The organism is Streptomyces sp. NPDC058525 (assembly GCF_042719495.1).
In the GTDB taxonomy this organism is placed as follows: domain Bacteria; phylum Actinomycetota; class Actinomycetes; order Streptomycetales; family Streptomycetaceae; genus Streptomyces.
This window is the reverse complement of sequence record NZ_JBHXNP010000164.1, coordinates 1-12,283: the sequence shown is the minus strand read 5'-3', so window position 1 is coordinate 12,283 and position 12,283 is coordinate 1. Positions and strand designations below refer to the sequence as shown.

11 protein-coding genes are annotated in these 12,283 nt (G+C 73.8%); 6 read left to right on the top strand and 5 right to left on the bottom strand.

What is annotated here, in order from left to right; all coding sequences use genetic code 11:
* Nucleotides 1-381 precede the first annotated feature (381 nt).
* Nucleotides 382-675, top strand: a complete 294-nt coding sequence (locus tag ACFWP3_RS40265; protein ID WP_384231612.1) for a hypothetical protein — start codon at nucleotides 382-384, stop codon at nucleotides 673-675.
* Between the two features lie 7 nt (nucleotides 676-682).
* On the opposite strand, the gene ACFWP3_RS40260 is transcribed toward ACFWP3_RS40265, so the two are convergent.
* A complete protein-coding gene (locus tag ACFWP3_RS40260; RefSeq protein WP_384231602.1) occupies nucleotides 683-1,363 on the bottom strand; it encodes a FadR/GntR family transcriptional regulator in 681 nt (226 codons plus the stop codon).
* 64 nt (nucleotides 1,364-1,427) lie between these two features.
* Between ACFWP3_RS40260 and ACFWP3_RS40255 the strand changes: the two genes are divergently transcribed.
* The 4 genes from ACFWP3_RS40255 (at nucleotide 1,428) to ACFWP3_RS40240 (ending at nucleotide 3,940) form a co-directional block, all read left to right on the top strand.
* Nucleotides 1,428-2,768, top strand: coding sequence for a CynX/NimT family MFS transporter (locus ACFWP3_RS40255; protein WP_384231600.1), 1,341 nt, complete (start codon nucleotides 1,428-1,430; stop codon nucleotides 2,766-2,768).
* A gap of 5 nt (nucleotides 2,769-2,773) precedes the next feature.
* Nucleotides 2,774-2,893 (top strand): SGM_5486 family transporter-associated protein, encoded by a 120-nt coding sequence (locus ACFWP3_RS40250; protein WP_279628666.1) that lies wholly within the window; start codon nucleotides 2,774-2,776, stop codon nucleotides 2,891-2,893.
* A gap of 162 nt (nucleotides 2,894-3,055) precedes the next feature.
* Nucleotides 3,056-3,319 (top strand): hypothetical protein, encoded by a 264-nt coding sequence (locus tag ACFWP3_RS40245; RefSeq protein ID WP_384231597.1) that lies wholly within the window; start codon nucleotides 3,056-3,058, stop codon nucleotides 3,317-3,319.
* 99 nt (nucleotides 3,320-3,418) lie between these two features.
* On the top strand, nucleotides 3,419-3,940 hold the full coding sequence (locus tag ACFWP3_RS40240; RefSeq protein ID WP_384231594.1) for a SixA phosphatase family protein: 522 nt from the start codon (nucleotides 3,419-3,421) through the stop codon (nucleotides 3,938-3,940).
* Nucleotides 3,941-4,017: 77 nt separating this feature from the next.
* On the opposite strand, the gene serB is transcribed toward ACFWP3_RS40240, so the two are convergent.
* On the bottom strand, nucleotides 4,018-5,217 hold the full coding sequence (gene serB, locus ACFWP3_RS40235; RefSeq protein ID WP_384231591.1) for a phosphoserine phosphatase SerB: 1,200 nt from the start codon (nucleotides 5,215-5,217) through the stop codon (nucleotides 4,018-4,020).
* A 70-nt stretch (nucleotides 5,218-5,287) separates the two neighbouring features.
* On the bottom strand, nucleotides 5,288-7,018 hold the full coding sequence (locus ACFWP3_RS40230; RefSeq protein ID WP_384231589.1) for a streptophobe family protein: 1,731 nt from the start codon (nucleotides 7,016-7,018) through the stop codon (nucleotides 5,288-5,290).
* 242 nt (nucleotides 7,019-7,260) lie between these two features.
* On the opposite strand from ACFWP3_RS40230, the gene ACFWP3_RS40225 reads away from it, so the two are divergent.
* Nucleotides 7,261-9,759 carry an FHA domain-containing protein gene (locus tag ACFWP3_RS40225; protein WP_384231609.1) on the top strand — a complete coding sequence of 833 codons (2,499 nt, stop codon included), beginning with the start codon at nucleotides 7,261-7,263 and terminating at the stop codon, nucleotides 9,757-9,759.
* Nucleotides 9,760-9,877: 118 nt separating this feature from the next.
* Here the strand turns inward: ACFWP3_RS40225 and ACFWP3_RS40220 are convergent, their stop codons facing one another.
* Together ACFWP3_RS40220 and ACFWP3_RS40215 are read right to left on the bottom strand one after the other, a co-directional pair.
* Entirely contained in the window at nucleotides 9,878-10,546 is a 669-nt protein-coding gene (locus ACFWP3_RS40220; protein ID WP_384231586.1) for a transglycosylase SLT domain-containing protein, read from the bottom strand.
* Nucleotides 10,547-10,855: 309 nt separating this feature from the next.
* Nucleotides 10,856-12,160, bottom strand: a complete 1,305-nt coding sequence (locus tag ACFWP3_RS40215; RefSeq protein WP_384231605.1) for an S-adenosylmethionine:tRNA ribosyltransferase-isomerase — start codon at nucleotides 12,158-12,160, stop codon at nucleotides 10,856-10,858.
* Nucleotides 12,161-12,283: the final 123 nt, after the last annotated feature.

The window sequence follows — 12,283 nt, the reverse complement described above, 5'->3', positions numbered from 1 at the left end:
CGCCGCCCCCCCCCCGGGGCCCCCCTCCCCCCCCGCCGGCCCCCCCGGGGGCGCCCGCGCCCCCCCCCGGGGCCCCCCCCCCGCCGCCGTTTTCGCGCGCTCGATCGGATGTTCACCGGCTGATCGGATCTTCCCGAGTCGAAAACCAGGACAGATGCCTGCAAACTGACCCAGTCGGGATCTTCTCGGCTGCTGCGGGGAGGAGGTACGGGATTGCGCGCGAGATCGAGCGGAGCGGTATCGCTGCTGGTCACCTCGGTGGTCCTGACCGCACTCCTGGGTCCGGGCGCCCTCGCGCGGACCGCGCCCGACGAGCCCGCCCCCGCCCCCGAAGCCGTCGCCCCCGCCGTCGTGGACCCCGCCGTCGTGGACCTCGCCGTCGTGGACCTCGCCGAGATCCCCGCCGAGCCGCCCGTGCAGCCCGCGCGTACCGCCGCCCGGGACCTGTTCGGCGCCGACTGCGACACCGAGATCAGCGGCTCGACCGTGACGGCGTACTGCCACAACCGCTACCCGCAGACCGACCTGGTGCGACTGCACGTCGAGTGCGACCGCTGGTGGGACGTGGACGGCGACGGCGCCGCCGTGGCCGTCGGCCCGGCCGGGCGCGTCGAGCTCGCCGGCCGCTGCTGGAAAGAGGTGCGCTCGGCCTGGGTCAGCCACCAGCGGCCGTGAACGGATCTCAGCCGGCCGTGCCCTTGCCGAGGCAGGCGAAGGGATAGCCGGCCGCCTCCGAGGCGGCCGTGTCCCCGTCCCCGCGCCGGATCGCCTCGATCAGCCGGGCGTGGTCCAGGTGCGCCGAAGGATGCAGCTCGGTGCCGACATCCGTCCGCAGCCAGTCCGCGACCAGGTCGCCGAGGTCCGCGTACAGCTCGATCAGCACGTCGTTGTGCGAGGCCGTCACCACCGCCATGTGCAGGCTCACGTCCGCCGCCACGAACACCTCCGCGTCCCCGCCCGCCCAGGCCTCCTCGCGCCGCGCGAGCAGCGCGTCCAGCTGTACGAGGTCCCGCTCGGTGCGCCGCTCCGCCGCCAGCCGGGCCGCCGAGGACTCCAGGGTCGAGCGCAGCTCCGCGATGTGCCGCGGCTCCGCCCCCGCGAAGCGGCGGTGCATCACGCCGGCCAGCTCGCTGGTGGCGATCACGTAGGTGCCCGAGCCCTGCCGGATGTCGAGCAGGCCGTTGTGCGCCAGCGCCCGTACGCCCTCGCGCACGGTGTTGCGGGCGACGCCGAGCAGCTCCACCAGCTCCGGCTCCGTCGGGATGCGGGAGCCGACCGGCCACTCGCCGGAGGTGATCTGGTTGCGCAGCTCGGAGATCACCTGGTCGACGAGCGCGGAGCGCCGGGGCGAGGTCAGCGGCATGGGTCTCGGGTCTCCCTCGGGAACGACTGGACAACCAATCATCCCATGATTCTATGATGGTCGAATGTCCGACGATGAAATCAAGATCCTCGACCGCCCCGCCGCGGGCCGCAAGCCCGCACGGCCGACCACCGGCGGAGCCGCCGCCCTCACGACCCCGTCCCCGGGCGCGGTCGCGCAGCCGGCCTGGCTCGGACCGGTCCTCATCGTCGGCATCGTGCTCGCCGCCCTCAACCTGCGGCCCGCCATCACCAGCCTCGGCGCCCTCTTCGAGGAGACCCGCACCGGCCTCGGCATGAGCGGCACCGTCGCCGGGCTGATCACCTCCGTCCCCGCCCTCTGCTTCGCCGTCTTCGGCGTCACCGCGCCCCGGCTCTCCCGCCGCTTCGGCCCCGCCGCCGTCGTCTGCGCCGGCATGGCCGCCGTCGCCGCGGGCCTGCTCATCCGCCCCTTCGCGGACGGCGCCGCCGCCTTCCTCGCCGCCAGCGCCCTCTCCCTGGCCGGCATAGCCCTGACCAACGTCCTGCTCCCGGTCATCGTCAAGCGCTACTTCCCGGACCGGGTCGGCAGCATGACCGGCCTGTACTCCATGGCCCTGGCCGCGGGCACCTCCCTCGCCGCCGCCGCGACCGTCCCGCTGACCGACGCCCTCGGCGGCAGCTGGCGCACCGGCCTGCTGATCTGGGCCCTGCTCGCCCTGGCCGCCGTACTGCCCTGGCTGCCCATCGCCCGCGCCTCCCGGCGCGCCGCCCGCGCCGAGCGCGCCGCGGCCGCCGGATCCGGCGAAGGAGCCGGCGTACGGGCCGACACCGGCCCCCGGATCACCCGCAGCCGCACCGCCTGGGCCCTGGCCTGCTACTTCGGCCTCCAGGCCACCGGCGCGTACATCACCATGGGCTGGCTCCCGCAGATCTTCCGCGACGCCGGGGTCTCCGCCTCCACCGCCGGAGTGCTGCTCGCCGTCACCATGGTCATGGGCGTCCCGCTCGCCTTCGTCATCCCCGGCCTCGCCGGCCGGATGAAGAACCAGGGCCTCCTGGCCGCCGTCCTAGGCCTCTTCGGCCTCACCGGCTACCTCGGCCTCTACCTCGCCCCCGCCGCCGGCGCCTGGGCCTGGGCGCTCCTGCTCGGCGTCTCCAACTGCGCCTTCCCCCTGACCATCACCATGATCGGGCTGCGCGCCAAGTCCCCGGCCGGAGTCGTCAAGCTCTCCGCCTTCGCCCAGAGCACCGGCTACCTCATCTCCATCCCCGGCCCCCTGGTCATCGGCACGCTCTACCAGCACAGCGGCGGCTGGGACCTGCCGCTTGCCCTGATGGCCGGGCTGCTCGTCCCGCAGATCGCCCTCGGGATCCTGGCGGGCCGGGACCGCACGATCGAGGACGAATGCGGCATGCGAGACTGACCCGCATGTCGCCCGTACTTGAACCGAACCCGCAGAACGGCCGCAAGAAGCTCGGCCTCGTCTTCGGCGCGATGATCGCCGTGACCGTGATCATCGCCGTCATCGCGACGATCGCCTCCCCCTGACGGACCCCGGGGCCCCGCGGCTCCCCGGGGGTGGGGATAACCCCACCACCCCTAGGGGGTCAGGCTCAGGGTGAACTGGGGTGTGACCCCGATGGGAACCGCCCCTTCGAATCCATAGATTCGAAGGAGCGAGCCAGTCCCGTCAGCACCCCGGAGGCGGCCATGTCGGCCCCCACGCACACCCGCTCCCTCCCGCCCGGCCCCCGAGCCGCCGGCGGCACCCGTACCGTCGCCCGCACACGGGCCGCGGCCGGTGCCCGGCACGGCGCCGACGCCCGTCTGCACTGGTGGGCGCTGGCCCTGCCCGCGCTCGCCTTCGGCCTGCTCCTGCTGCTCCTCGCCGGATCCGCCGAGGCCCACGCCGCCACCGGCGAGGCCACCGGACTGCTCCACGTCACCCAGCAGCTGCTGCGCGCCGTCGGCTGACCGGGCGTGCGCCGGGGTGCGCCGGGCCGTGCCCCACCACCGGATGCGGGCCCTCAACACCCTGCGCCCCGTGGCCCGTTTCATGCGAAGCTGGGAGCCATGAGCGCCGACACACCCCGCAGGATCGCCCTCCTCCGGCACGCCAAGGCCGACTGGCCACAGGTGTCCGACCACGACCGTCCGCTGGCGGAACGCGGCCGCGCGGAGGCGGCGGCCGTCGGTCTGAAGCTGGCCGAAACCGGCATCACCTTCGACCTGGCCCTCTGCTCCACCGCCGCCCGCACCCGCGAGACCTGGAAGGTCGCCGTCCAGGAGCTGCCGCACCGGCCCAAGACCCACTACGAAGAGCGGCTCTACGAGGCCTCCCCGGGCGAGCTCATCGCCCTGCTGAACGAGACCCCCGACGACGTCGACGACCTCCTGCTGATCGGTCACAACCCCGGCATGCACGCCCTCGCCGACATCCTGTCCAGCCGTGCGCAGGACGACGCCCTGGCCCGGATGACCCGGAGCGGCTTCCCGACCGCCGCCCTCGCCGTCGTCTCCTTCGCCGGCCCGTGGAAGTCCCTGGAACCCGGCGCCGGAACCCTGCTCGACTACTGGACCCCCAAGGAACACTGACCGGGGAGCACGTACGGGAGGGCCCCGGCAGCCGATCCGGCCGCCGGGGCCCTCCCACGTCGTACGGGCAGGGGCGCTCAGGTCAGGTCGGCGGCCTCGATCTCCTCACGGGTGATCCCGAGCAGGTACAGCACCGCGTCCAGGAACGGCACGTTCACCGCCGTGTGCGCGGCCTCGCGGACCACCGGCTTGGCGTTGAAGGCCACGCCCAGCCCGGCCGCGTTCAGCATGTCCAGGTCGTTCGCACCGTCGCCGATCGCCACCGTCTGGGACAGCGGCACCTCGGCCTCCGCGGCGAAGCGGCGCAGCAGCCGCGCCTTGCCCGCCCGGTCCACGATCTCGCCGGTCACCCTGCCGGTCAGCTTCCCGTCGACGATCTCCAGGGTGTTGGCGGAGGCGAAGTCCAGCCCCAGCCGCTCCCGCAGATCGTCCGTCACCTGGGTGAACCCGCCGGAGACCACGCCCACCTGGTAGCCGAGCCGCTTGAGCGTGCGGATCAGCGTCCGGGCACCGGGGGTCAGCCGCACCTCGGCGCGGACCTTGTCCACGACGGACGCGTCCAGACCCGCCAGCAGCGCCACCCGGGCGTGCAGCGACTGCTCGAAGTCCAGCTCGCCGCGCATGGCCCGCTCGGTGACCTCCGCGACCTCGTCCTCGCACCCGGCGTGCGCCGCGAACAGCTCGATGACCTCGTCCTGGATCAGCGTCGAGTCCACGTCCATGACGACGAGGCGCTGGGCCCGGCGGTGCAGCCCCGCCGATACGACGGCCACGTCCACGCCGATGTGCGCGGCGGCCGTGGCCAGCGCGGTGCGCAGCGGCTCGGTCTCGCAGCCGGAGACGGCGAACTCCACGGCCGTCACCGGGTACTTGGCGAGCCGGAAGATACGGTCGATGTTGCCGCCGGTCCCGGTGATCCGGGCGGCGATGGCCGCCGTGGACTCGGCGGTGAGCGGGTGCCCGAGCACGGTGACGTGCGACCGGCCGCTGCCGCGCGGACGGTTGTCACCGGTACCGGACAGGATCTCGGCCTGGAGCTTGAGCGATCCGGCCCAGCTGTGGACGGTGGCCCGCAGCTCGCCTTCGGTGCCGACGGACGGCTTGGTGACGAGGGCGCACAGGACGATGCGGCCACGGGTGACGACCTGCTCGATGTCGACGACGTCGACGGAGTAGGCGGCGAGGGTGTCGAACAGCCCGGCGGTGATCCCGGGACGGTCCTTGCCGAAGATCTTGACGAGGAGGGTGGGGACGTCGGAGGTCTGCGATGCGCTCATGGTGCTCTCACCGTATCTTCCCGTCCCGGAAGGCAGGACCCCCGTCCCACCCTTCAGACGGCGCCGGCGGTCAGCGCGGCTTCGGCGGCGGAGGTGCGGCCGGCGGGGGAGGCGGGGTGAACGGCGGCCGCCGCGGCGGCTTCGGCGGCCGGGGCGGCCTCGGCGGGATGCCGGTCACCGTCACGTCCCAGGACCCGTCCGGCCCCTGGTGCGGATCGGTCCGGCGGCCCGGCGGCGGGCCCTGGCCGTACGAGGCCGTCGGCGCGTCGGGGTCGGCCCGGCCGGGGCCGCCGCCCGCCGCCCCGGACCCCCGCCCGGCACCCGCCCCGGACCCCCGCCCGGCACCCGCCCCGGGACCCCGGCGGGCATCGGGCCACCGCCCGCCGGCACCGGAGCCGGGCCCCGCCCCCGGCCGCGGGTCCCGGCCGGCGTCGGGCCACGCGGGCCGGCCGGCCGGGCCGGCTCCGGTCCCCGGCCCGGCCCGGCGGGGGTCGGGCCATCCGGGGCCCGCGGGCGCACCGGGACCCGTCTGCGGCAGGGGCGCGCGGCGGTGGCGGGCCAGCAGGGCGCCGAGCGCGCCGGCCGCCGCCCCCCACACCGCCCCCAGCGTCAGGGCCAGCGGGACGGACCCGCGCAGCTCCACCCCGGCGTCGACCGCGTCCACCCCCAGCACCGCGAGGGACGCGTCCGCCGACAGGGCCGTCAGCCACACCAGCGCGGCCAGCGCCACCCCGGTCACCGCCGACAGCCGCGCCGCGCACCCGGCGATCCCGCGCCCCGGAGTCCGTACGGCGGCCAGCACGCCCGCGTAGAGCAGCAGCAGCCCGGCCCCCGCCACCAGCAGCCACACCCGCCCGTCGTACTCCGCGAGGCGCGCCACCGTCACCGGCTCCCGCGCGGAGCCCGTCAGCAGCTCGTCCAGCGGATCCGGCAGCAGCCGGGCCGGCTCACCGGTGGCCCGGCCGTCCAGCGGGACGAACAGTCCCAGCAGCACCCCCGCCCAACTGCCGTTCGGCGCACCGAGCAGGGCCGCGCCCAGCACCCGCCCGGGCCGCTCCTCGCCCAGCGCCGCCCACACCGCCGCGGCCAGCCCCGCCGCGACCGCCGCCAGCAGCATCGCCACCACCGCCGAGGCGGCCGGCCGCAGCCGCGCGAATACCGCCGGCCCGCGCCGCGAGACGAGCAGGGCCAGCGCGAGCACCACCGCGGCCCACACCCCCGCGGCCCGCAGCGTCGGCCCCGGCTCCACCGAGAACCCCACCCGGGCCCGTGTCTCGATCAGCTCCCCGACGCGGTCCGGGAGCAGCCCGCCGATATCCCCGATCCCCGGCACCTCGACCCGGACCGGAGCCCGCGGCAGGACCGCCCCGTCGAGGGTGACCACGTCGTGCCCGGCCCACGCCAGCACCCCCGCCGCCGCGACGAACAGCCCCACGACCACCACCGCCCGCGCCAGGAGCTCACCGGCGGCGGCGCCCGCCCGCAGGGAGCGCAGGAACAGGTGCGCCAGCACCAGCGCTCCGGCCAGCCCCACCCCCAACGGCATCACGTCCAGCGAGGCTTCGGCGCCCGCACCGCCCGCCGTGGCCGCCCCGAACACCGACACGTCACCCGAGGGGGTAACGGTTCCGCCCACGGCCAGGACCACCACCGCCGCGGTCATCGGCCCCAGCGAGCCCCCTGCCGCGTCGGCCCCCAGCAGGTGCAGCCCGAGCGCGGCGACCGCGGCCATCGCCACCAGCGACCAGCCCGCGGCGGCGGCGGAGGACAGCAGGACGTCTCCCCAACGGATGCGGCGCATGAGCGGTCCTCCGATGCGAGCGGAGCGGGACCGCCGGGCGAGAAGTCCCGTATCTCACTCTCCGGGTGACTTTCGCCCCCGTCAACGGGCAGACGTAGACGCCCCGGCGCGGCCCCGATTCCACATGTGGCCGCAGGCCTGAAATAGTTCCCCCGGATGTTCGCCATCCCTAGACTCCCTGACGTCATGGGGGATTCTCGGGGGACTTAAGTGGGGCTGGAGTGCCGGAACTCGTACTGGAATTGAATGGAAGGACCTGGACGCTCGATCCGTCCAGGTCGTACTCGCTGGGGCGCGACCCCCAGGGAGACGTGGTGATCGACGATGCCCGGGTGTCGTGGCGACACGCCACCATCAGCTGGAACGGCCGTGGTTGGGGCATCGAGGACCACGGCAGCACCAACGGCACCTACGTGCACGGCGCCCGGGTGCAGCAGGCCGAGCTCGTACCGGGCACGCCGGTCCACCTCGGCAACGCCACCGACGGGCCGCGGCTGAATCCCGTCGCGGCCGCGGCGCCCCAACCGGCCGTGGCCCAGCAGGCCCCGGCCCAGGCCTACGCCCAGCCGCAGGCCCCGGCCTACCAGGCTCCGCAGCAGCAGCCCCAGCCGGGAGCCTGGCAACAGCAGCCTCAGCAGTCTCAGCAGCCGCACGTCCCGCAGCAGCAGGGCGCCGGCCAGGCCGCGGCCCGCCCGGCGCAGGGGGCCGCTCCCCACCACGGCGGCGACCGCAGCCCGACGACGTTCCACCAGCTCTCGCTGGGACACGTCATGCGCATCGGCCGTGCGCTGGAGAACGAGCTGGTGGTCTCCGACCTCCAGGTCTCCCGCCACCACGCCGAGTTCCGCTCCATGCCCGGCGGCCGCTTCGAGATCCACGACCTCGGCAGCCACAACGGCACCTACGTCAACGGTCAGCCGCTGGCCAAGTCCGGCACCGCGCTGCTCGGCCCGAACGACATCGTCGGCGTCGGCCACTCGACGTTCCGGATCGTCGGCGACCGCCTCGAGGAGTTCGTCGACACCGGCGAGGTCTCCTTCTCGGCCCGCCACCTGACGGTCACCGTCGACGGCGGCAAGCAGATCCTCAAGGACGTCACCTTCGGCGTCCCGGAGAAGTCGCTCATCGGCGTCATCGGCCCGTCCGGCTCCGGAAAGTCGACCCTGCTCAAGGCGCTGACCGGCTACCGGCCCGCCGACCAGGGCGACGTCCTCTACGACAACCGCAATCTGTACAAGCAGTTCGCGGAGCTCCGCCAGCGCATCGGCCTGGTCCCGCAGGACGACATCCTGCACAAGGAGCTGAAGGTCAGCACCGCGCTGAAGTACGCGGCCAAGCTGCGCTTCCCCGGCGACACCGCCGAGTCCGAGCGCGAGGCCCGCATCAACGAGGTGCTGCGCGAGCTCAAGCTCGACATCCACAAGGACAAGAAGATCACCTCGCTCTCGGGTGGTCAGCGCAAGCGCGTGTCCGTGGCCCTCGAGCTGCTCACCAAGCCGTCGCTGATCTTCCTGGACGAGCCGACCTCCGGCCTCGACCCGGGCATGGACCGCGACGTCATGCAGCTGCTGCGCGCCCTCGCCGACGACGGCCGCACGGTCCTCGTCGTCACGCACTCCGTCGCCGAGCTGGCCATCTGCGACAAGCTGCTGGTCATGGCCCCGGGCGGGTCGGTCGCCTACTTCGGACCGCCGGACGAGGCGCTGAACTTCTTCGGCTACACCACGTGGGCGGACGTCTTCTCGTCCTTCGAGAACTACCGCGACTACGACTGGGCCGGCCGCTGGAAGGGCTCGCAGCACTACCAGCTGTACGCCGCCGACATCGACGCGGTCGCCCCGCAGTCCGTCGCGATGCCCCCGGTCCAGCAGATGCGCCCGCCGAAGCCGCAGGGCTGGGGCTCGCAGCTGTGGACGCTGATCCGCCGCTACGTCTCGGTGATCGCGTCGGACAAGGGCTTCATGGGCCTGATGCTGATCCTGCCCGCGGTCCTCGGCGTGGTCTCCACGGTCATCCCCGCGACCTTCGGCCTCGCGCCGCCGACGCCGCCGTCCCAGTTCAACGGCGACGCGGGCACGATCATGCTGATCCTCGCGGTCGGCATGTGCTTCTCCGGCGCCGCGAACTCGGTCCGCGAACTGATCAAGGAACGCGTGATCTACGAGCGTGAGCGCGCGACGGGCCTGTCCCGGTCGGCGTACCTCATGTCGAAGGTGATCGTCCTCGGCGTCATCACGGCCATCCAGGGCGTGATCATCTGCGGGATCGGCTTCGCCCCCCGCGACCTGCCCGTCGAGGGCCTGCTGATGCCGCCGGCCGTCGAGCTCTGCGTGTCGGTCATCGCGCTCGGCTTCACCTCGATGATGTTCGGCCTGGTGATCTCCTCGCTGGTGAAGACCTCCGAGAAGACCATGCCGCTGCTGGTCATGTTCGCGATCGTCCAGGTCGTCTTCACCGGCATCCTCTTCCAGGTCTACGACTCCCCGGGCCTGGAGCAGTTCGCCTGGCTGATGCCGTCCCGCTGGGCCGTCGCCGCCGCCGGCACCACGCTGAACCTCGGCAAGCTCATGCCGCCGTGGGACCGCGACAACCCGACCAACACCGACCCGCTCTGGGACGCCACGGTCGGCCAGTGGAGCCTGAACATCACCATCCTGCTGCTCATCGGCATCGCCTGCGGCTTCGCGGTGCAGCGCCTGCTGCGCCGCCACGAGCCCGAGGTCATGCGCGCCGGCAAGTAGCCGGCCCGGCCCGCGCCCGCGCGAAGCGCGAAAACGCCTGAGGGCGGCACCCGGTAATCCGGGGGCCGCCCTCAGGCGCATGGGGGGACTTGATGCCGTCCTTGATGCCGTCGGCGTCCTAGTAGGCGCTGTTGACGTTGTCCATCGAGCCGTAGCGGTCGGCCGCGTAGTTGCAGGCGGCGACGATGTTGGCGACCGGGTCGTACTGGTCGAACTTGGTGCCCTTGACGTGGTACGCCTTGAAGGTCGGGTAGATGACCTGGAGCAGACCCTTGCTGGGGATGCCGTTCTGGGCGTTGATGTCCCAGTTGTTGATCGCCATCGGGTTACCGCTGGACTCGCGCATGATGTTCTTGTGGATTCCGGCGTAGGTGCCCGGAATGCCCTCGCGCTTCATGATGAAGAGCGCTTCCTTGATCCAGCCGTCCAGGTTGTTCGCGAAGACGGGGGTGCGGGCGGCGGACCGGCTCGCGGCCTGCTCCTGCTCGCGCTCCTTCTTGGCCTTGGCGGCGGCCTCGGCGTCGGCCTTGGCTTTGGCCGCGTCCTTCGCCGCCTTGTTCGCGACGACCAGCTGGGCGGAGAGGTGCTGCTGCACGGCCTGCGTCTGGGCGCCGTCGACGACCTTGGTCCAGGCGACGGGGGCGGCGGAGATCGTGTGGCCCTCCGCGGCACCGGCCGGGACGAGGGAGAAGGCGAGGGCGGCGGCGCCGAGGGTGGCGACACCGGCAAAGGACAGCTTGTGTGCCTTCGTCAGACGACTGTGACCGGGAGTGCTGGAAGCAGACATGGCGGGGCAACCTCTTCGAATCGCGGGAGCCGCAGGAAGGCGTCGCTGGGATCCGGGGATCCGCGGCGCTGTGCGACGGGAGCAATTCTTAGCGGCGGCAAAATCCTGTGGCAAAGGTGTGACGTACGATCCCGCTTAGTGGATCAGGGGCGCGCGCCGAGGCCCGATTTCCGGCCCCGGCGCTACGCGCGCCCGTGCTGACAGGGTCTTTACCTGTCCACTAGGGAGCTTCGTAAGTGATGTGGGTCCTATGTGCGGGCTCACATCGGGCACGTAACGGTCTCACCATGAGTTGCTGGAGCAACGCATTCAGTGACCGGTCTCATTCCTGAGTAGCAGATGGACGTCCCCGAACTCGTGCCAAAGGCAGAGCCGGGCCGCCGCCTCCGCATACCCCAGCCGTACGGCGGCACGCCCCGCGACCGCCTCCAGCATCAGCAGATGCGACGCCTCGGGCTCGTGCAGCCCGGTCAGCAGCCCGTCCACCGCCCGCACCCCGCGCTCCGGCGTCACCACCAGGTCCGTCCAGCCCCGGGCCGCCCGCACCCGCCCCCGCGCGTCCGCGGCCGACTCCAGGGCCCGCACCGCCGTGGTCCCCACCGCGATCACCCGCCCGCCGGCCGCCCGCGCCGCGTTCACCAGCCAGGCCGTGGCCGCGGGCACCTCGTACCGCTCCGGGTACGGCGGCTCGTGCGCCTCCTGCGAGGCCACCCCCGTGTGCAGGGTCAGCGGCGCGAACTGCACCCCCCGGCTGACCAGCCGCGCCACCAGCTCCGCCGTGAAGGGCCGCGCGGCACTCGGCATCTCCGCCGACCCCGACCCATCGGCCGCCGGCACCGCGAACACCGTCTGGTAGGCCGCCAGCGGCTGATCCCGCTCCGTATAGGCGTACCGAATAGGCCGCCCATAAGCCCCCAACAACCCGGGAACCCCCTCAGGCCGTCCGCCCGCGCCCGGCCCGTCCTCCCGCAGCGGCCCGGCAACACCGCCCCCTGACCGTCCGGCCGCGCCCGGCCCGTCCTCCCGCAGCGGCCCGGCAACACCGCCCCCTGACCGTCCGGCCGCGCCCGGCCCGTCCTCCCGCAGCGGCCCGGGAGTGCCGCCGCCTGACCGTCCGGCCGCGCCCGCCCCGTACGCCTGCTGCACCCCGGGACCGCCCTCAGGCCGTCCAGCCGCCCCCACGGGCGGCAGCTCCCGCTCTACGGGCCGGGCCCACCAGAGCCGGTCCGCGCCCGCCGAGAGCGGCTCCTCCAGTACGAGGGCGTGGCCGCCCGGCAGCTCGACCACCGCCCCGGCCGGCCCGCCCGCATGCGGGCGCGTCGTGCCCCCGCCCGCCGGGGTCCGCAGCTCGACCGACCACCTGCCGTCGTCGCCCCGCGTCGAGAAGTGCACGACCACGTCCTCGCGGCCGAGCCGGCCGTCCACGGCGGCCGGCAGCGTGGCCGAGGTGTTCACCACCAGCACGTCCCCGGCCCGCAGCAGCCCCGGCAGCTCCCGGAAGGGGCGCAGGGACACCTCCGTGCTGCCCCGCGAGACCAGCAGCCGTACGGAATCCCGCCCCAGCCCCGGCCCCCGCTGCTCGGCAGGCACCCGGGCCGCAAGGCTTGGCGGAATGTCCCTTATATACAGTCCCTCCTCCGGTACCGCCGAGCCGCCCCCCCCCCCCCCCCCCCCCCCCGCCCCCCCCCCCCCCCCCCCCCCCCCCCCCCCCCCCCCCCCCCCCCGCCCCCCCCCGGG

What these genes read in the sequence shown, in the direction of transcription:
- ACFWP3_RS40260 (WP_384231602.1), bottom strand. Translation starts at nt 1,363, where the DNA reads ATGCCGCTGACCTCGCCCCGGCGCTCCGCGCTCGTCGACCAGGTGATC.
- ACFWP3_RS40230 (WP_384231589.1), bottom strand. Translation starts at nt 7,018, where the DNA reads ATGCGCCGCATCCGTTGGGGAGACGTCCTGCTGTCCTCCGCCGCCGCC.
- ACFWP3_RS40220 (WP_384231586.1), bottom strand. Translation starts at nt 10,546, where the DNA reads ATGTCTGCTTCCAGCACTCCCGGTCACAGTCGTCTGACGAAGGCACAC.
- serB (WP_384231591.1), bottom strand. Translation starts at nt 5,217, where the DNA reads ATGAGCGCATCGCAGACCTCCGACGTCCCCACCCTCCTCGTCAAGATC.
- ACFWP3_RS40245 (WP_384231597.1), top strand. Translation starts at nt 3,056, where the DNA reads ATGTCGGCCCCCACGCACACCCGCTCCCTCCCGCCCGGCCCCCGAGCC.
- ACFWP3_RS40240 (WP_384231594.1), top strand. Translation starts at nt 3,419, where the DNA reads ATGAGCGCCGACACACCCCGCAGGATCGCCCTCCTCCGGCACGCCAAG.
- ACFWP3_RS40250 (WP_279628666.1), top strand. Translation starts at nt 2,774, where the DNA reads ATGTCGCCCGTACTTGAACCGAACCCGCAGAACGGCCGCAAGAAGCTC.
- ACFWP3_RS40255 (WP_384231600.1), top strand. Translation starts at nt 1,428, where the DNA reads ATGTCCGACGATGAAATCAAGATCCTCGACCGCCCCGCCGCGGGCCGC.